This window comes from Candidatus Omnitrophota bacterium, assembly GCA_018830005.1.
Taxonomy (GTDB): domain Bacteria; phylum Omnitrophota; class Gorgyraeia; order JAHJTE01; family JAHJTE01; genus JAHJTE01.
This window is the reverse complement of sequence record JAHJTE010000002.1, coordinates 383,535-403,156: the sequence shown is the minus strand read 5'-3', so window position 1 is coordinate 403,156 and position 19,622 is coordinate 383,535. Positions and strand designations below refer to the sequence as shown.

Genomic DNA, 19,622 nt, shown 5'->3' with positions numbered 1-19,622 from the left:
CTACCTTGCTAAAATCAGCGATGATGTAGTTGGCGAGGAAGTAGAGGGTATTTCAACCAGTCAAGCTACTACCGGGAACTTGTTCCGCTACGACAGCACGGATAACCTCTATATATTCAACCTTTCTACCAATGGACTTACCAGCGGTACCTGGCAGGTGCGTATTGATTTGGATGATGGAACTTCTAAATACGTTAATTTTGGGTTAAAATAAGAGTATTCTGGAGATGTTGGAATACCCATAATGGCCAATGGAGATGACTTAGAGGAAAAACTATATCATCTAAGTAACCAGAAAAGATAAGGCGGGTAAACAGACAACGCACTCTAAACACAGTTATCTGTTCGCATGGCCAGGATGAGGGATAAAAGGAGAAACAAGAGATGAAGCGCACAATAGGAAGTTTTTTGCTAATTGCATTGTTAATAATAGGTGTAGTTATGACTTATTTTGTCTCTTCAAAGACAGAAGATGAGCCAGAGAAATTGGTTGCCAAACTTAGTTTTGGCAAACAAGGTAAAGGCCTGGGGGAGTTTGGAAGCTTTGTTGTGCCTTTTGTCTCTCCCGCTCCTTTTAGTTTAGCCATAAAAGACAATTACCTCTATGTAGCTGATATAGGCAATTCTCGTATACAGGTTTTAGAGATAAAATACTGAAATAAATATCATGATGAAAAAACGAATACTAAGCGGGATGAGACCAACAGGCAAGCTTCACTTAGGCCACCTTGCAGGCGCCTTAGAAAACTGGGTAAAGCTGCAAAATAGTTATGATTGCTTTTTTATGGTTGCTGATTGGCATGCCTTAATGAGTGAGTACGAAAATTCTTCTCTTATTAGTGAATATTCAATTGATAACGTAGTTGACTGGCTCAGCGTAGGTATAAGGCCAGCAAATTCCACTATTTTTATCCAGTCAAGCATTCCGGAGCACCTAGAGTTATACATGATGTTTTCCTGTCTTGTTCCTTTAAGTTGGGTGGAGCGAATTCCTACATATAAAGAGCAGTTAAGAGAATTAAAAAATCGCGAAATTCACACTTATGGATTTTTAGGCTACCCAGTATTGCAGGCTGCCGATATTCTAATCTATAATGCTGATGCTGTACCTGTAGGGCAGGATCAACTGCCGCATCTTGAGCTTACGCGCGAGATAAGTCGCAGGTTTAATTACATTTACAAAAAACAACTTTTTAGGGAACCTAAAGATATCCTTACGTCCTTTCCTAAGCTCTTAGGTATTGATGGCCGCAAGATGAGTAAAAGTTATAATAACACGATCAATCTTTCCGATAGCGTTGAGGAAGTAAGAAAAAAGGTGCTAGCAATGATCACTGACCCAAAGCGCATATATAAGTCTGACCCAGGCCATCCAGAAATCTGCAATGTCCACACCTACTATGAAGTATTCTTCCCTGATTATTCTGGTGAAGTCTCAGACTATTGCAGAAAGGCTAAAGTTGGTTGTCGTGACTGTAAAGAAGATTTAGCAAGGCGTATAAACGAAAAATTGATGCCGATAAGGAAAAAGAGAGAAGATCTGTTGTGTAAGAAGAAAAAGATAATAGAGATTATTGAAAGCGGCAATGAAAAGGCTGGGAAAACCGCCTCTTCTATGATGAAGAAGATCAAGGAAATCATAAACCTATGTCCTATAAGATAAAACTGGATATATTTGAAGGACCATTAGATTTACTTTTGTATCTGATAAAAAGAAATGATCTTAATATCTACGATATTCCGATTGCGAAGGTCACTGAACAGTACATACAGTATTTGGAATTAATGCGACTCCTTGATTTAGGAATCGCTTCTGAATTTTTAGTTATGGCTGCTACGCTAATTGAGATAAAATCTAAGATGTTGTTACCTCGGGATCCTGAGCAAGAAGAAGATATAGAAGAAGATCCGCGCCAGGAACTTATTCAGCGCTTATTAGAGTATCAAAAATATAAGGAGGCAGCAGAAGATTTACGGAAGAGAGAACAAATCTATAAAGACGTCTTTAGCCGAAACTCTGATTCATCTGAGGAGAAACAAGATGGAGAAGTCTTTTTTGAGGCAAGTCTTTTCGATTTGATTTCTGCATTTTCCAAGGCCTTGAAGGATGTGCCAAAGGAAGTATTTTACGAAATCGTCAAGGATGAATTTACCGTCGAGGAGAAAATCCATGATATCTTGAGAATGCTTCTTAACGCTCCTTTAGTTTATTTAAATGATATTTTCTCCAAAGCAAAAAATAAATTAGAGATCGTAGCTAACTTTCTTGCTATTTTAGAATTGATCCGCTTGCAGGAAATTGTCGTACAACAAAAAAATGTTTTTGGAGAGATTGCTATCAGGCGTTATGAACAGCATTCCAAACCGCAGAGAGTCCTGGAAAGAAAATAGATTATGTCCGTTGAGAAAAAAGATATAAATATCTTAAAATTAAACGAAACAGAAGAGGATACTGTTTTTAATATATCTCTTAGGCCGCAGCATTTGAATGAATTCGTCGGTCAGGAGACAGTTGTGAAGAATTTGGATGTTGCCTTGAGGGCTGCCAAAGAAAGGAAAGAACCGCTTGAGCATGTGCTTCTCTCAGGCCCGCCCGGATTAGGCAAGACTTCCCTAGCGCATATAATCGCCCATGAGATGAATGCGAATATTACAGCTACGAGCGGACCGGCAATTGAACGTGCCGGTGACTTAATCGGTATTTTAACTAATTTAGGCAAAGGCGATATATTCTTTATTGACGAAATACATCGTCTTTCTCGCGTTGTAGAGGAATTCCTTTATCAGGCAATGGAGGATTTCCAGATAGATTTTGTTATTGATAAAGGCCCTTATGCTAAAACGATCAAATTCAATCTCAAGCCATTTACATTAGTCGGTGCTACTACAAGAAGCGGTCTTTTGACTGCACCGCTTCGTAGCCGTTTCGGATTATTTTTTCATCTTGATTTTTACAGTGCTTCAGATCTGGCACAGATTATTGCCCACTCCTCAAAGATTTTGGGGATGACTACAGATAAAGAAGGTGCCTTAGAGATTGGCAGAAGAAGCAGGGGTACGCCTAGAATCGCAAATCGTCTTCTGCGGCGTGTGCGTGATTATGTCCAGGTTAATAAATTAAACCAGACGAATCAAAGAATAGCAAGTCAGGCCTTAGATGCTTTAAATATTGATGAGTCTGGCCTAGACCAATTTGACCGCAAGGTCTTACTTGCGATCATTGATAATTATTCGGGTGGGCCGGTAGGTATAGATACACTGGCAGCGACATTGAATGAGGATATTGATACCTTAGTAGATTGCATAGAGCCTTATTTATTGAAAGCAAACTTCCTGCGACGGACATCTCGCGGCCGGGAAGTAACAGAAATCGCCTACAAGCATTTTAACAAGAAAATTGATAAAATATCCCAGAAAGAATTGTTCTAATAATATCCCCTATCAACATTCGCTTCTAATAATAGAAAATGAAAAAGATTCTTTTACACATATGTTGTGCGCCATGTGTAATTTTCCCCTTGGAGGTCTTGCGTAGAGAAGGATTTCAAGTAAAGGGCTTGTTTTTTAATCCAAACATACATCCTCGCCAGGAATATGAGAGAAGGCTCGATGCCTTAAGGATTTATTCTAAAGATGCGAGGTTGGAATTTTCCTCGGGAGAGTATGACCTCAAGATGTTTTTGGGTCTGGTTGATGGAAATAAAAGTGCACCTACACGTTGTGATGCCTGTTGGAGATTAAGGCTTAAGATTACGGCTGAAACAGCAAGGCAAGAGAATTGTCAATATTTTACATCAACACTTTTGGTGAGTCCCTATCAGGATACATCTGTTTTAGAAAAAATAGCTGCTGAAGAAGCACGAAATTTAAATTTGAAATTCTTCAGATATGATTTCAAATCCGGTTTTAGCCAGGCGCATCGAAAGGCAAAAGAAACTGGCCTATATTGTCAAAAATACTGCGGTTGTATTTATTCGCTGCAGGAAAGATCCAAGAGAAAAGATACAAGATCAGTACGCTCCTAGAAGGTTATGCATAGCCTTGGAAAGACACTAATCATAATTGGCATAATCCTTATTATTGCCGGAAGTATAGCGCAAGTTCTGCCTAGAATAAGTAAAATACCGCGTCTGCCCGGTGATATATACATTAAGAAGGGAAACTTTACTTTTTATTTTCCTCTAACAAGCTGTATCATTTTAAGTATAGTTTTTAGTTTAGTCTTTTGGTTATGGTCAAAGAGATAATTAGAAGAATATTATTACTTTTAATTTTTAGCTGTTTTTTCTTTGTTTTTGCTTTCGATTCTAGCGCTGCTTCTTTTGTGCGCGTCGCTGTCTTTAAAGACGCCTCTAAACTAACTCTGGATGTTGATGCATCTTTTAGGATCACGACAGTTGAGGATGATTTGGAGCTTCTTAAGTTAGATAAGGCAAGTGGTCTATTAATTGAGACTATAGATAAAGGGTTTAACATTGGTAGCAACAACATAGGCAAAGAACGCATTGAAATTACAAGAGACGATGATGGATTCATAAGTATAAATGACCGGCTATTCAGGGGACGTCTAAGATTTATCAAGAAAGATGCCTCGAATTTCTTTGTTGTTAACTATATCGAGTTAGAGGATTATATCCGAGGAGTTCTTTATCACGAGATTTCACATCTTTGGCCTGAAGAATCTATCAAGGCTCAGGCTGTGGTGGTTAGAACCTTTGCATTAAGCAAAATGCATGACAATAGGCTTAAGGAATATGACCTTACCAATGATACCTACTCTCAGGTTTATGGTGGCCGCACCTCAGAACGTTGGCGAACAAATAAGGGCGTAGATGCTACAGGAGGTGAAGTTCTTAAACTTGACGGAAAGATCTTTCCTACATATTACCACGCAGCTTGTGGAGGCCATACCGAAGATGTATCAAATTTATGGGATGTTGATATTGCATCTTTAAAAGGCGTTACATGTCCCTATTGTGCAGATTCTCCTCATTTTAAGTGGGATATCTACATTGATTTTAAGCGCCTTCAGGAAAAGTTAAATGCTGCCGGCTTAAGGGTAGGCAAGATTGAATCAATAGAAATAGTCGAGCGTTCTTTATCAAATCGTGTTTTGAAATTGAAGATAATATCAGCTACAGATACAATAGAGATTTCAGGTAAGGCTTTGAGAGAAATATTGGGGCCGAAGATACTTCGTAGTACAAATTTCCAAATAGAGAGTTCGGGCGATTTTGTTCTATTTAAAGGATTTGGCTGGGGTCATGGCGTAGGACTGTGTCAGTGGGGCGCATATTTTATGGGAAAGCAGGGTCATGACTACAGACAGATTCTAGAGTATTATTATCATGGTGCAAAAATAGAAAAAGACTATTAAAATCCCTCTTAACATGAAATTAGCAGATTTTGATTATCAATTACCAAAAGATTTTATTGCCCAGTTTCCATTAAAGCAAAGAGATGCATCGAAGCTTATGGTGATTGAAAAAGACACGGGTAAAATCCATCATCGCCATTTCTCAGATATCCTGGATTATTTATCTAAAGGCGATTGTATAATATTAAATGACACAAAGGTCTATCCAGCAAGGATGTTTGCAAAGCGCTCAAGCGGTGGGAAAGTAGAGATCTTTCTTCTCGGGAAAGAGACTGACGACACCTTCCGCTGTTTACTAAGACCTTCAAGACTTAAGTTGGGTGAGAAGGTCGCGCTTAATGCAGGAAGTATTACTGCGCAACTGGTGCGCAAGGAAAGAGATCTAAATCTGATTCGATTCGAAAATATCAAAGACATCAGTGGTTTAATCAATCGTTTTGGAGTTATGCCCCTGCCTCCTTACATTAGACGAAAGGCAGAGGATTCTGATAGAGAGCAATATCAGACTGTTTATGCTAGCAAAGAGGGTGCAGTTGCTGCCCCAACCGCGGGATTGCATTTTACTAAAAACATTCTTGATAGAATTAAAGACAAGGGGGTAGATCTTGGATTTTTGACTCTTCATGTTGGCTGGGGTAGTTTTAGGCCTGTAAAGGAAGATGAAATCACAAGGCATAAGATAGAAGAGGAAGAATTCAATTTGCCAGCTGAAGTAGCAGATTTAGTTAACAAAACAAAACAACAAGCTCATAAGGTATTTGCAGTCGGCACAACCACTACGCGCGTCTTAGAGAGCGCAGCCAATGCTAGCAATGATCATAACAGTCTTGGCGCCTTAAAGGGGAGGACAGACTTATTCATTTATCCTGGATTTAAGTTTAAGATAGTTAATCATCTTTTAACGAATTTTCATCTTCCAAGATCAACCTTGTTTCTTCTGGTTTGTGCATTTGCTGGACGCAGGCTGATTCATAAGGCATATCAGGAAGCAATTAAATGGCAGTACAGATTTTATAGCTACGGGGATGCAATGTTGATTATTTAAGAGAGGCTGTAGACTAAGAAAATGGTCAAAGTATTACGAAAAGAATTAGGTTTCTGGGATGTATTCTGTATTGCCTCTGGGGCAATGATAAGTTCCGGGTTATTCATACTACCGGCTATTGCCGCAGGCCAGGTAGGTCCTTCACTTTTTCTTGCATATATGATAGCAAGTTTTATTGCTTTGCCTACTGTGTTGAGTAAGGCAGAGTTGGTTACTGCCATGCCTCGTGCTGGCGGGGATTATTTCTATATCTCAAGAAGTATGGGTTTTGTAACCGGAGGCATCGGAGGTTTTGGTACCTGGTTTTCCTTGAGCTTAAAGGCTGCTTTTGCCTTAATTGGTATGGCAGCTTACGTGTCATTATTTACTTCGATGTCAATTCAGTATATAGCATTGATCTTATGTGTAGCCTTCGGTGTTTTAAATATCTTTGGCATAAAGCTTGCAGCCAGGATGCAGATTGTTCTAGTTTTAGGATTGTTTAGCGCTTTAATCTTTTATATTGTCAGGGGCTTTCCGGCAATAGATATTAATAACTTCAAGCCTTTTGCCCCTTATGGCGTTAGGGCGATTTTTGCCACAGCAGGATTTGTGTTTATCTCTTATGGCGGCCTTACAAAGATTGCCAGTATTGCTGAAGAGGTGAGACAGCCCACACGTAATATTCCCTTAGGCATGCTTGCTTCTCTGGTCATAGTCGGAATTATATATACACTCGTTGCATTTGTTACGACAGGACTCTTAAATCTGAGCGATCTTTCTAGTTCTTTAACTCCGATTTCGGATGCTGCGTATCAATTTGGTAGTAGCCCTGCAAGGATTATAATGGCGATTGCTGCGTTCCTAGCCTTTATTTCTACTGCAAATGCTGGGATTATATCTGCTTCCCGTTATCCTATGGCAATGAGTAGAGATAAGCTTTTGCCGAAATTTTTCAACAGGGTCAACTCACGCTATCAAACACCGCATTACTCTATTATCTTTACAGTGATTTTTATGCTTTTGGCAATTAGTGTTCTAGATTTGAAGTCTCTGGTTAAGATAGCATCAGAGCTGCTTATCATAATCTTTATGTTCACTAATCTTGCTGTGATAATTATGCGTGAGAGCAAAATGCCCAATTACAAACCTACATTTCGTTCTCCTTTATATCCGGTTGTTCAGATTGCAGGCATCTTGGGTTGCTTGTTTTTGCTTGCAGAGATGGGGAAAATATTGTTACTATTTAGTATTATGTCCATTAGTGTAGGCATCCTGGGGTATTTTGTTTTAAGTTATAAAAAGAAGATAAGAGAATTTGCTATTATCCATGTTATTGAGCGCATTGTTAATAAAGAGTTTACTTCCGGTACTCTTTCTCAGGAACTTAAAAATGTGATAAGACAGAGGGATGATATAGTAGAAGATAGATTTGATAAATTAATAGAGGAGGCTGTTGTTTTAGATATAAGAGGAAGATTGCCCTCAAGCCTATTCTTCCAGAAGGTAGCAGATGCCTTAACTAGCCAGCTTAGCCTTAAGCCGCAATACCTCCGCGATCTGCTTAATGAAAGAGAAAAAGAGTCAAGCACTGTTATTCATCCTGGATTGGCAATTCCACATATTGTTATCGAAGGTGAGAATAAATTTAATATTCTTCTGGCAAGGGCTAACGAAGGCATAATCTTCCCTGAATTAGAAGATCAGCCAGTGCATACAGTTTTTGTCCTTGTCGGAACAAAGGATGAAAGGAATTTTCATCTGCAGGCCTTAGCAGCTATCGCACAAATATGCCAGGAGAAGAATTTTGAAAAAAAATGGCTCGACGCCAGAAATGTTATGGAATTGAAGGACGTTTTATTGCTTACCGAGAGAAAGCGCTTTGGCAAACCCGCTGATTAGGCCCTCAAATGGCATTTTCCGTTATTCATAAAGACAAAAAATCTAAGGCACGTTTAGGTAAATTAATTACAGCACATGGAAGCATAGATACTCCTTGTTTTATGCCAGTAGGCACTCAAGGCACAGTAAAAATGCTTTCAAATCGTGACTTAGAGGACTCTGGTACTGAGATTATACTATGCAATGCATACCATTTGAGTCAAAGACCCGGCATTGAGATTATAAAGGCTGCAGGCGGACTGCATAGATTTATTGGCTGGAAGGGGCCTATTCTTACAGACAGCGGTGGTTATCAGATATTTTCCATGTCCAGTCCTAGTTCTAAGCCAAAGGTCTCACGTAAAAAGACGTCTTTGTATAAAATCAATGATCAAGGCGTTGAATTTAAGTCCTTATTTGATGGCTCAAGGCATTTTTTCTCACCCGAAGATGTTATAGATATCCAGCTGATTTTAGGTTCAGATATCATTATGCCCTTGGATGAATGCATTCAATACCCTACGCCTATTAGCTATGCAAGGGTTGCTATGGAGCGTACTCTTGATTGGGCAAAAAGGTCAAGGCTAGCCCTGGCCTCTTGCCAAACACTAGAGGGCCAAGAGCAGCCGTTATTATTCGGGATTGTGCAAGGTGCAAGCTTTGAGGATTTACGAAAAGAATGTGCAAGAAAACTCTTGGATATGGATTTTGAGGGTTATGCCTTAGGCGGATTAAGTGTTGGCGAATCGAGTGATCTACGCTATAATATGATATCCAAAGTTATTCAGGAATTACCCAGCCAAAAGCCCCGTTATCTTATGGGTATGGGAAAGCCCCTTGATTTAATTGAAGCTGTAAGCTTAGGAATAGATATGTTTGATTGTATTATTCCAACCCGCTATGGAAGAAATGGAAGTGCGTTTACCGCTAGAGGTAAGATTATTGTCAGGGATGCTCCTTACTCTAAGGATTTTCAGCCGCTTGATGCAGGTTGCGATTGTCTAACTTGTAAGACTTATTCGCGCGCTTACCTTAGGCACCTTTTTAATAGCGATGAATTACTTGGACTCTATCTTGTATCCTTGCACAATGTTAATTTTTATATTAAAATTATGTGCGAAATTAGAGAAGCAATAAAAGCAGATTCTCTTTCAGAGTTAAAGAAGAGCTATAGCAAATATAATTTTTAAATTACGATGTTAATTGACGTCCTGACTATTTTTCCTGCAAGTTTCCCAGCAGTTCTGAATGAATCAATACTTAAACGTGCCCAGCGCGCTGGCAAGGTTAAGATACGTATTAATGACATAAGGGATTATACAGAAGATAAGCACAAAAAGGTTGATGATCGTCCTTTTGGCGGTGGTCCAGGTATGGTAATGTGTCCGCAGCCAATCTTTAGCGCTGTGGAGGCAATATGCAAAAAGAATAAAGTCAGGAAGGATAAAAGAAAGATAATATTGCTTTCGCCCCAAGGCCGTAAGTTAACGCAAGAAAGAGCCAAGCAGCTTTCTAAATTTAAACATCTTGTTTTGATTTGCGGTCATTATGAAGGAGTGGATGAGAGGGTAAAAGGATATCTGGTTGATGAAGAGATTTCAATCGGAGATTATGTCTTGACGGGTGGAGAATTACCAGCAATGGTGTTAATTGATTCTGTTGTTCGTCTTCTGCCGGGTGTCTTAGGAAGAAGCGAATCTTTGAAGGAAGAGAGTTTTGAGTCCGGAATTCTAGAGTACCCTCAATATACCCGACCAGCAGATTTCAGAAAGATGAAGGTGCCTGCATTGTTGCTTTCAGGAGATCATAAGGCAATTGCAGACTGGAGGCGTAAGCAGGCGTTGTTAGAGACAAAGAAGAAAAGGGCTGACCTTTTAAAACAAAAATAAAAAAAGCGGAGATGCGAAATGAAAAGATTAGAAGAATTTACGAAGAAGCAGTTAAGAAAGGACTTGCCGCAGTTTAATATCGGCGATACTTTAAAGGTGTATGGAAAGGTCTTGGAAGCAGGTAAGGTGCGCATACATCCCTTTGAAGGCATAGTTATTGCTAAAAAGGGAAAGGGTATTTCTGAAACCTTTACCTTGCGCAAGATTTCTTACGGAGAAGGCGTGGAGAGGATATTTCCTATTAATTCCCCTAATCTGGAAAGAATAGAACTGTTGCATAAAGGAAAGGTAAGGCGCGCAAAATTATATTATCTACGCGCAAGAAAAGGTAAAGCCGCCAAGGTTCGTTCTGCAGGGTAGATCTTTAGAGTTTATTATGAGATATCACGAAAGAAAGGCTAAGCTTTCAGGTTTTAAGTTTGTTGCAGGAGTAGATGAAGTTGGCCGTGGAACCTTGGCTGGTCCTGTGGTATCTTGCGCAGTGCATCTTAAAAAGATGAGATTTAAAAATAGAATAGACGATTCAAAAAAATTATCAAGAAAGGCAAGGACCTTAGCTTATCATGAATTAATTAAACATTGCGATTTCGGCATCGGGATTGTCAATGAGAAAGCGATAGACCATATTAACATTTTAGAGGCAAGCAAGATTTCAATGCAGCGAGCGCTTGCTAATCTATCTGTAAGGGCTGACTTTCTTCTTATTGACGGCAATATGGATTTGGAAGTAGATATACCATCGAAAAAGATCATCGGTGGAGATAGCAAGAGTATAACAATTGCTGCCGCCTCTATTATCGCCAAGGTAATCCGCGATCGGATAATGGAGCTTTATCATAAGGTATATCCAAAATACGGATTTAAATTTCATAAAGGTTATGCGACAAAGACCCATCTTGCGGCAATCAGGAAGTTTGGTCCTTGTTCTATTCATAGGTTGAGTTTTCGTCCTCTTTCCCGATGAGAGAATAGTCGCTTGATTGCAGCAGGTGTTTTCTAATAAGGAGGTCAAGAAAAAAATATGTTGCCTGATTTAGGAATTGCTCAAGCTGCAAAGATTAAACCGATTAAAAAAATCGCCTCAAGAGCAGGGATTCGCACTTCTGAATTAGAATTATACGGCGAGCATAAAGCTAAGGTTTCGCTTTCTATTTTAGACAGGATAAAAAACAGGCCTAGCGCTAAGTATATCCTTGTCACGGCAATCACCCCAACGCCTTTGGGAGAAGGCAAGACCGTTACTACTATTGGGCTTTCTATGGGTTTGAATCGGATAGTAGGTAATACACTAGCTTGTATTCGACAACCTTCCCTAGGGCCTGTATTCGGTATAAAAGGAGGCGCTGCAGGCGGCGGATATTCTCAAGTAATACCAATGGAGGATTTTAATCTTCATTTTACCGGAGACGTACATGCGATTGGGCTTGCTCATAATTTGGCTGCCGCATTTTTAGACAATGCGCATTTTAAGAAAAAGATCGATATAGATCCTACAACAATCAGCTGGCGCCGCGTTGTTGATGTAAGCGATAGATTCCTGCGAAATGTAAAAATAGGCCTAGGGACCTCTCAGGATGGCATCCCGCGTGATTCAGGTTTTGATATTACGGTTGCCTCAGAGGTAATGGCTATTCTTGCCTTGACAGATAGCCTCTCTGATTTAAGGAAAAGACTTGGCAGGATTGTTTTAGCAAGGACAAAAGACGGCAGGCCTGTAACATGCGAGGATATAAAGGTTGCCGGAGCAATGGCTGTGTTGCTGAAGGATGCCATAAAACCGACCCTTATCCAGACATTAGAGAATACGCCTTGCTTTGTTCATGCCGGGCCTTTTGCCAATATTGCTCATGGTAACAGTTCAATTATAGCTGATAAGATTGCCCTTAAATTAGCTGATTATGTGGTTACTGAGGCAGGATTTGGTGCAGATTGCGGCGCAGAGAAGTTTATGAATATCAAGTGCCGCTATAGCGGACTTAGCCCGGATTGCGTAGTAATTGTTTCCTCTATTAGGGCACTCAAGATGCATTCGGGAAAATTTGAAGTTATTGCCGGAAGGCCTTTGGATAAGGCTCTTTTAGAAGAGAATCTAGAGGCAGTAAAGCTGGGTAGCTGCAATCTCCTAAGACAAATCGAGAATATGAAGTTATTCGGAGTCCCGGTTGTTGTAGCGATTAATAAATTTAGTGCTGATACAAATTCTGAAGTTAACTTGGTGAGAGATTTGGCATTAAAGGCCGGAGCAGAGGATGCTGTGGCAAGCGAGGTTTGGGAAAAAGGTGGCAAGGGCGGCGAGATGTTAGCAAGGTCAGTTATCGCAGCCTCTAAAGTTAAAAAGAATTTTAAGTTCCTGTACGCTTTAGATATCCCAATTAAGGACAAGATAAAAACAATTGCGACTAAAATTTATGGTGCTAAAGATGTGGAGTATTCTGATTTGGCCCAAAAGAAGATTGCAGAGTTTTCAAAGCTCGGGTTTGATAAACTGCCGATTTGTATGGCAAAGACCCATCTGTCCTTATCGCATGACCCTAAATTAAAAGGAGCGCCAAAGGATTTTATATTACCGATTCGCGATATCAACGCTTCAGTAGGTGCAGGATTCCTGTATCCTCTCTGTGGCACGATGCGCACTATGCCCGGGCTGCCTACAAACCCTGCTGGCGAGAATGTGGATATTGACAGTGAAGGCAGGATTGTCGGATTATTTTAAATAATAATAGCTTAAACCGGAGTTAGTATGTACATTAACGACTCATTGAAAAAATATCTCGACGATTTATCAGATAAGTTACCTGCACCTGGTGGAGGTTCAGCAGCTGCTGTTTTGGCTTGTCTGGGAACAAGCCTCATAAACATGGTTTGTAATTTCACTGTCGGAAAAGAAAAGCACAAATCAGTAGAGAATGACGTAAGTAAGATCTTGGAGGAGTCCCGGAAATTAAACAGCCGTTTTCAAGAACTTATTGATGAAGATGTAGCAGCCTTTAAGTCCAAAGATATCCAGAAATCCTTAAGCGTCCCGCTTGAGATCTCTCACTTAGCATCTGAGGCAGCTTGTCTATGTCCTGACCTTGCCAAGAAAGGCAATCCTAATCTAATAACAGATGTAGCATGTGGAATTGATTGTTTAATGGCTGCTTTTTCTTGTGCTAGGATTAATGTAGAGATAAATCTAAAAAATATCTTGGAAGATGAGAAAAAAGCAAATATAATACAAGAGCTTGATAAAAACGAAGATATGCTTAAAGCAATAAGAGATGAGGTAGTGACTTATGTGCGCGAAATTGTTAGAAGGTAAACCGATTGCCGTTAGAATAAAAGAAGAGATAAAGAAGGAAGTGGAAGAGTTTTCTTCTAAGCCAGTTCTAGTCAGCGTGCAGGTGGGAGACAATGCCGGCTCTGAAAGTTATGCCAAAAGCCAAAAGAAAACAGCCGAGAATTTAGGAATAGATTATCGGTATCATAAATTAAATCAGGACACAACTGAGAGCGCACTAATTGAATTTATATATAAATTCAACTCCGATACTGCTGTCCATGGCATCATTATACAGATGCCTTTACCTGCTGCTATTGATTATAAGAAGATTAGCCAATATATCAGTCCAGACAAGGATGTTGAAGGCATGCATCCAGCCAATATGGGAAAGATTGTGTTTGGTAAAGCCAAAATCCTACCTTGTACGCCTGCTGCCTGTATGCAATTGTTGAAGGAGACCGGGGTTAAACTTTATGGTAAAGAGGTTGTAGTAGTTGGACATAGTGAGATAGTAGGAAAACCTTTAAGTCTTCTTCTTTTGGAAGAATTTGCTACTGTTACTACTTGCCATATAGCTACAAGTAAGGCTCTCAAGTTAGAGGAACATGTTAGAAAAGCAGAAATCTTAATCGTTGCTGTGGGTAGGCCGAATCTAATCCCAGGTGACTGGATAAAACAAGGTGCAATTGTTATTGATGTAGGAATAAATAGAGTTGAGGGTAAGCTTGTTGGAGATGTTGAGTTTGAAAATGCAGCCAAAAGAGCCTCTTTTATTACCCCTGTTCCCGGCGGAGTCGGACCGCTTACAGTTACAATGTTGATGAAGAATCTAGTTCAGGCCTACAAGTTCCTAAATTCAAAATGAGTTTTAAAGAAAAAATCAAACAGGAAAAATTTCTAATTACCAGCGAGATTGGCCCGCCTAAAGGAATACACACCGAAACCCTCCTAGAGGATGCAGAACTCATTCGCAGCCGCGTTGATGCAATAAATGTTACAGACCTGCAGAGTTCAGTGATGCGCTTAGGCTCCCTGGCGGTCTGTCGGCTCTTGAAGGAAAAAGGATATGAGCCGATTTATCAGCTTACCTGTAGGGATAGGAATCGCCTTGCCTTACAATCAGATATTTTATCTGCTGCGAGTTTAGGCATTGAAAATGTCTTGGCCTTAACAGGTGATCATCCTTCTTTGGGCGATCATCCTCAGGCAAAACCAGTATTTGATTTGGATTCTGTACAATTGATTAAGGTTATAAGGGGTCTGGAGGCTGGTAAGGATATGGCAGGCAATGCCTTAGAGGGTGAATCTGGGAAGTTTTGCGTCGGAGCTGTAGTAAATCCAGGCGCCGACCCTTTAGAGCCGCAGATTATAAAGATGGAGAAAAAGATCGAAGCAGGAGCAGAATTCTTTCAAACCCAGGCAGTATATGATGTGGAGATATTCGAGAATTTCATTAAAAAAATTAAGCATCTAAAGACAAAAATCTTAGTAGGAATCGTACTTTTAAAATCAGCTGGTATGGCAAAGTATATGAATAAAAACGTAGCTGGTGTTAATGTGCCTCAAGAATTAATAAGCCAGATGCAGGATACAACTGATAAGGTTGCTACATCAATTGATATTGCAGCAGGGCTGATAAAGGCTTTAAAGCCGATGTGTGATGGTGTTCATATTATGCCTATAGGATGGGATAAGAAAGTGCCGCTTGTTCTAGAGGCAGCAGGATTATAACATGAAGATTGCCGTAACCGGTAAAGGAGGAGCCGGTAAAACAACCCTAGCAAGTGCTCTTGCTTTAGAATTTAAAGAGCAAGGCAAGCAGGTCATTATTGTGGATTGTGACCCTGATGCAAATTTTTCTATTTGCTTAGGTTTTCCCCTCGAGGAAGAGATCGTCCCTATCTCTGAAATGAAGCAGCTTATTGCAGAACGTACTGAGGTCGAGTCTCTTGATACGCCCTCCACTTTTTTTAAGATAAATCCCAAAGTAGATGATATACCGGATAAATTTTGCAAAATCCATAATGGCATAAAGCTCATTGTTATGGGTAAGGTTTCCAAGGCTGGCAGCGGCTGCATGTGTCCGGAAAACACATTTATTAAAAGGCTAATTTCACACCTGGTATTAAGAAAGAATGAAGTCGTTATTCTGGATATGGTGGCTGGCAGTGAACATTTAGGCCGGGCAACAGCAGCTAATGTAGACGTGGCCTTAATTGTAGTCGAACCAACCCAGCTAGGCGTGGTTACCGCAGGCCGCATTAAGAGTTTAGTAAAAGAATTAGGCATAAGAATGAGTTTTTTTGTCGGTAACAAAATAGAGAGTGAACAGGATAGAGATTTCCTACTCAAAAATTTAGGAAATGAGTTTTTGGGTTTTATACACTTAAGTGAATCTTTACAGGCTAATCGGGGAGTATTTAAGTTTGATGATAACCTGAAGGTTGAATTTGACGAAATTTTTAATAAATTGTATACGTTAAGCAATTAATAGCTTGGGATGGCGCTGATTTAATTTTACGGAGGCTAAATATGAGTCGTGAAGATTTAAAAAAAGACCCAATACAGAATCAATTATACGAACGCAGCCAACAAGAAGGCATTCAGACAATTTGGGAGCGCGAGGAAAAACAACAGCCACATTGTGGTTTTGGCACGTTGGGCCTGTGTTGCAAGAATTGCAACCTGGGTCCTTGTCGCATTGATCCTTTTGGGGAAGGTGCTACTCGTGGTGTCTGCGGTGCAGATGCAGATACAATTTCGGCAAGGAATTTGGTACGCCATATTGCTGCTGGGGCTTCTTGTCATAGTGATCATGGTCGCGAAATAGTCAAGACTTTACATTTAACTGCTGTTGGTAAAACTAAATTCTATAAGGTTAGGGATGAAGAAAAACTTAAAGCAGTTGCAAAAGAATATAAGGTAAATGTTGATGGCCGGACAGTAGAGACAATTGCAAAAGAGCTGGCGGAAAAAATGTTTGCTGAATTTGGTCAGCAGGAAGGAGAGCTTGCCCTTATACAGCGTGCTCCTGAGAAACAGAAAAAGATCTGGAGAAAATATTCTCTTATGCCGCGCGGCATTGACAGAGAGCCAGTTGAGGCCTTGAGTCGCACTCATATTGGAGTAGACAATGATTATAATAATTTAATGCAGCATGGTATGCGTGTAGCTTTAGCTGATGGCTGGGGCGGTTCAATGATTGCTACAGAATTAACTGATATATTATTTGGCAAACCTTCTCCTAAAAGAGCAAAGGCGAATTTGTCAGTTCTAAAAGAGGATCAGGTAAACTTAATAGTGCATGGGCATGTTCCGCTTTTATCAGAGGTTATTTGTGATGCCTCAAGTGATCCAGAGCTTATTTCTCTGGCTAAAGAGCATGGTGCCTTGGGAATAAACCTTGCTGGTATTTGCTGTACTGCCAATGAGATTCTTGTTCGTCGTGGATATCCAGTAGCAGGGGATTTTTTGCAGCAGGAGTTGGCAATTATGACTGGCGCTGTAGATTTGATGCTTGTTGATTTACAATGTATTATGCCTTCGTTATCTGAGTTAGGGAATTGCTTTCATACAAAAATAGTATCAACTTCTGAAAAGGCACGCTTTCCAGGCATGAATCATGTAGAATTCCATGAAGAAGAGGCCCTGCCTATTGCCAAAGCAATAGTTCGTATGGCAATTGAGAATTTTCCGAATCGTAATAAGGAAAAGGTTTGTATTCCTAAGGGAGAAGGAAAAGACCTAATACCTGGTTTTACTACTGAATATGTGTTTGATATGTTAGGCGGAAGATATAGGCCAAGCTACAAGCCGTTGAACGAGGCAATTATTAACGGACGCATTAGAGGTGTTGCTGGTGTTGTGGGATGCGATAATCCGAAAATGGCAAGTAGCGCAAGCCACGTTACATTGGTTAAAGAATTGATAAAAAATGATGTATTGGTGGTTCAAACGGGCTGTTCTGCGCTTTCCTGCGGTCGAGCAGGCCTGTTGACTCCTGAGGCTGCTTTTGATTATGCTGGCAAAGGTTTAAAAGAGGTATGTGAGGCAGTAGGTTGTCCGCCGGTTCTGCATTTGGGTTCTTGTGTGGATAATTCTAGAATACTTACTGCCTGTTGTGAGATGGTAAAAGAAGGCGGCATTGGTAGGAGCCTAGATGAGCTTCCTGTGGCAGGCGCTGCTCCAGAATGGATGAGCGAGAAGGCAATCGCCATTGGTTGGTATTTTGTTGCTTCTGGACTTTTGGTTGTGCTGGGTGAACCTTTGCCTGTTTATGGCAGCGATAATATGACTAAATACGTTTTTGAAGACGTGGAGAAGATTACAGGCGGGAAATGGGCCTTTGATAAAGACCCTTTGAAAATGGCCAAGATTATGATTGAACACATAGATTCTAAAAGAAAGGCACTCAGTCTAAAGCCAATGATGTATGAATCCAAGGTAGAGGTAGGTAGGTAAAGGACAATGAAAAAGAAAAGACTACATTATGATGTGACTAAATGTGTGGCCTGCAGGACTTGTGAACTTGTCTGTTTTGTGGGTCATTCCTTGAGCAAAGATATCTTTGAGGCAATAAGTGAGAAAAAGATACACCTGCCTAAGGTAAAGGTCTTTCAAGATAAAGGTAAAAATTTTCCTGTTGCCTGTAGGCATTGTGATGATCCTAAATGTGTTGACGCCTGCATAGCGCGTGCCTTGACTTATGATCTTGAGAAAAAAGAGGTAATTCACGATAAAGACAAATGCGTTGGCTGTTGGATGTGTATTATGGTCTGTCCTTATGGTGCGATAAGACCTGATAAACGCGTTAAAATCCCTACTCGCTGTGATCATTGTGTTGAGATTGGCCAGCCCCAATGTGCAAAGAATTGTCCTACAAAGGCGATTAGTTACGAAGAGGAAGAGGGCGTAAAATGAAGCATATCTGTATTATTGGAAATTCTGCTGCAGCTGTCTCTTGCGTTGAGGCTATAAGAAGCCGTGACAAGGATTCGAAGATAACGCTAATTTCCGATGAAGAATATCCGGCATATTGTCGTTGCCTCATTACTTCTTTTGTTTCAGGTGAGGTCCTCCAGGCCAAGCTGAGGCTTCGGCCAGAAGATTTTTATAAGGAGAATTCAGTTGATTTAGCATTGGGTAAAAAGGTTATAAAACTTGATCCTAAGAAGCGACGTTTAACCTTATTAGATAATTCAAAACTTGATTTTGATATTGCCTTAATTGCAACTGGAGCAAGGTCTAAGCTACCGGAGACAAAAGGTATTAAAAGAGAAGGGGTTTCAGGTTTTCGCACGCTTAACGATGCCAAGGATATAATATCTATAGCTGTCTATGCAAAGGCTGCTTGCATTTTAGGAGGCGGTCTTATTGGTCTAAAGGCTGCTTATGCACTAAAGAGGAGAGGACTGAGTGTAAAGGTGCTTATTAAATCAAAACAAGTTATGTCACAGGTCCTGGATGAGGAAGCTGCATCTATTGTTGGTGCGCATTTAGAGAATCAGGGTATAGAGATTTTAACAGGCGAGGAGGCAGTGGAAATTATCGGTAATGGCCAGGTAAGGGCAGTAAAACTTTCATCCGGCAAGATTATTGAATCTGCCATAGTAATTGTTGGAAAAGGCGTTAGTCCGAATATAGAACTGGTTAAGCAATCAGGAATTAATACGAATTTTGGAATATTGACAAATGAATACTTGCAAACTAACGTTGAGGGAGTTTTTGCTGCTGGTGATGTGGCTGAGACCTTTGACGTTGCAAGAGGCGCATCTTACATAAATGCCCTCTGGCCAAATGCTGTTGAACAAGGAAGAATTGCCGGCTCTAATATTAGAGGAGAAAAATGCGCTTATTCAGGTTCCGTCGCCATGAATTCTGTTGACTTTTTTGCTCTGCCGGTTATCTCTATTGGCCTGAAAAAAGAAGAAGAGGATTGCGAAACTTTAAGATTTAGTGATAAAAAGAATTCAATCTATAAGAAATTTATCATAAAGGACAATATCCTGAAAGGGTTTATCGGTGTAGGTAAAATAGAAAATAGCGGAATATTCTTAAGATTAATAAGGGAAAGAACAGATATCTCGTCTATAAAGACGCAGTTATTGGCTGATTCTTTCAGCTATGCTAAGGTGATTGATTTATTTGGTAGGGATGAAGTCTACTTGAAGAAATAATAAAAAATCGATA

General features: G+C 40.1%; 22 protein-coding genes. All 22 read left to right on the top strand.

Annotated features, from left to right (window positions below):
- Nucleotides 1-214 (top strand): PxKF domain-containing protein (locus KJ593_06585; GenBank protein MBU2541550.1); only part of this gene is annotated, 214 nt, incomplete at its 5' end.
- Between the two features lie 170 nt (nucleotides 215-384).
- A complete protein-coding gene (locus KJ593_06580) occupies nucleotides 385-657 on the top strand; it encodes a hypothetical protein (protein MBU2541549.1) in 273 nt (90 codons plus the stop codon).
- A 10-nt stretch (nucleotides 658-667) separates the two neighbouring features.
- Entirely contained in the window at nucleotides 668-1,663 is a 996-nt protein-coding gene (gene trpS / locus KJ593_06575) for a tryptophan--tRNA ligase (protein MBU2541548.1), read from the top strand.
- Nucleotides 1,648-2,391 (top strand): segregation/condensation protein A, encoded by a 744-nt coding sequence (locus KJ593_06570; GenBank protein ID MBU2541547.1) that lies wholly within the window; start codon nucleotides 1,648-1,650, stop codon nucleotides 2,389-2,391. Before trpS ends, KJ593_06570 begins: the two co-directional genes overlap by 16 nt.
- A gap of 3 nt (nucleotides 2,392-2,394) precedes the next feature.
- Entirely contained in the window at nucleotides 2,395-3,429 is a 1,035-nt protein-coding gene (ruvB, locus tag KJ593_06565; GenBank protein ID MBU2541546.1) for a Holliday junction branch migration DNA helicase RuvB, read from the top strand.
- A gap of 38 nt (nucleotides 3,430-3,467) precedes the next feature.
- Entirely contained in the window at nucleotides 3,468-4,025 is a 558-nt protein-coding gene (locus KJ593_06560) for an epoxyqueuosine reductase QueH (GenBank protein ID MBU2541545.1), read from the top strand.
- Between the two features lie 6 nt (nucleotides 4,026-4,031).
- Nucleotides 4,032-4,247 carry a DUF2905 domain-containing protein gene (locus tag KJ593_06555; protein ID MBU2541544.1) on the top strand — a complete coding sequence of 72 codons (216 nt, stop codon included), beginning with the start codon at nucleotides 4,032-4,034 and terminating at the stop codon, nucleotides 4,245-4,247.
- Nucleotides 4,232-5,377: a SpoIID/LytB domain-containing protein gene (locus tag KJ593_06550; protein ID MBU2541543.1), complete on the top strand. Its 1,146-nt coding sequence runs from the start codon at nucleotides 4,232-4,234 to the stop codon at nucleotides 5,375-5,377. The genes KJ593_06555 and KJ593_06550 overlap by 16 nt, the downstream gene beginning before the upstream one ends.
- 13 nt (nucleotides 5,378-5,390) lie before the next feature.
- The gene (gene queA / locus KJ593_06545) at nucleotides 5,391-6,422 is read left to right on the top strand and encodes a tRNA preQ1(34) S-adenosylmethionine ribosyltransferase-isomerase QueA (protein ID MBU2541542.1); all 1,032 of its coding nucleotides are present in this window, start codon (nucleotides 5,391-5,393) and stop codon (nucleotides 6,420-6,422) included.
- Nucleotides 6,423-6,443: 21 nt separating this feature from the next.
- Nucleotides 6,444-8,303 (top strand): amino acid permease, encoded by a 1,860-nt coding sequence (locus tag KJ593_06540; protein MBU2541541.1) that lies wholly within the window; start codon nucleotides 6,444-6,446, stop codon nucleotides 8,301-8,303.
- A gap of 8 nt (nucleotides 8,304-8,311) precedes the next feature.
- Nucleotides 8,312-9,472, top strand: coding sequence for a tRNA guanosine(34) transglycosylase Tgt (gene tgt / locus KJ593_06535; protein ID MBU2541540.1), 1,161 nt, complete (start codon nucleotides 8,312-8,314; stop codon nucleotides 9,470-9,472).
- A 6-nt stretch (nucleotides 9,473-9,478) separates the two neighbouring features.
- On the top strand, nucleotides 9,479-10,171 hold the full coding sequence (gene trmD, locus KJ593_06530) for a tRNA (guanosine(37)-N1)-methyltransferase TrmD (protein MBU2541539.1): 693 nt from the start codon (nucleotides 9,479-9,481) through the stop codon (nucleotides 10,169-10,171).
- 18 nt (nucleotides 10,172-10,189) lie between these two features.
- Entirely contained in the window at nucleotides 10,190-10,531 is a 342-nt protein-coding gene (rplS, locus tag KJ593_06525; GenBank protein ID MBU2541538.1) for a 50S ribosomal protein L19, read from the top strand.
- 16 nt (nucleotides 10,532-10,547) lie between these two features.
- A complete protein-coding gene (locus KJ593_06520; protein MBU2541537.1) occupies nucleotides 10,548-11,135 on the top strand; it encodes a ribonuclease HII in 588 nt (195 codons plus the stop codon).
- Between the two features lie 57 nt (nucleotides 11,136-11,192).
- On the top strand, nucleotides 11,193-12,884 hold the full coding sequence (locus tag KJ593_06515; GenBank protein MBU2541536.1) for a formate--tetrahydrofolate ligase: 1,692 nt from the start codon (nucleotides 11,193-11,195) through the stop codon (nucleotides 12,882-12,884).
- A 27-nt stretch (nucleotides 12,885-12,911) separates the two neighbouring features.
- Nucleotides 12,912-13,472, top strand: a complete 561-nt coding sequence (locus KJ593_06510) for a cyclodeaminase/cyclohydrolase family protein (GenBank protein MBU2541535.1) — start codon at nucleotides 12,912-12,914, stop codon at nucleotides 13,470-13,472.
- Entirely contained in the window at nucleotides 13,447-14,298 is an 852-nt protein-coding gene (locus tag KJ593_06505; protein MBU2541534.1) for a bifunctional 5,10-methylenetetrahydrofolate dehydrogenase/5,10-methenyltetrahydrofolate cyclohydrolase, read from the top strand. Before KJ593_06510 ends, KJ593_06505 begins: the two co-directional genes overlap by 26 nt.
- A complete protein-coding gene (locus KJ593_06500) occupies nucleotides 14,295-15,164 on the top strand; it encodes a methylenetetrahydrofolate reductase (protein ID MBU2541533.1) in 870 nt (289 codons plus the stop codon). The genes KJ593_06505 and KJ593_06500 overlap by 4 nt, the downstream gene beginning before the upstream one ends.
- Nucleotide 15,165: 1 nt before the next feature.
- Nucleotides 15,166-15,924, top strand: a complete 759-nt coding sequence (locus KJ593_06495) for an AAA family ATPase (protein ID MBU2541532.1) — start codon at nucleotides 15,166-15,168, stop codon at nucleotides 15,922-15,924.
- Between the two features lie 41 nt (nucleotides 15,925-15,965).
- Entirely contained in the window at nucleotides 15,966-17,894 is a 1,929-nt protein-coding gene (gene cooS, locus KJ593_06490; protein MBU2541531.1) for an anaerobic carbon-monoxide dehydrogenase catalytic subunit, read from the top strand.
- A 6-nt stretch (nucleotides 17,895-17,900) separates the two neighbouring features.
- Nucleotides 17,901-18,353: a 4Fe-4S dicluster domain-containing protein gene (locus KJ593_06485; protein ID MBU2541530.1), complete on the top strand. Its 453-nt coding sequence runs from the start codon at nucleotides 17,901-17,903 to the stop codon at nucleotides 18,351-18,353.
- Nucleotides 18,350-19,609 carry an FAD-dependent oxidoreductase gene (locus KJ593_06480; protein MBU2541529.1) on the top strand — a complete coding sequence of 420 codons (1,260 nt, stop codon included), beginning with the start codon at nucleotides 18,350-18,352 and terminating at the stop codon, nucleotides 19,607-19,609. The genes KJ593_06485 and KJ593_06480 overlap by 4 nt, the downstream gene beginning before the upstream one ends.
- Nucleotides 19,610-19,622: the final 13 nt, after the last annotated feature.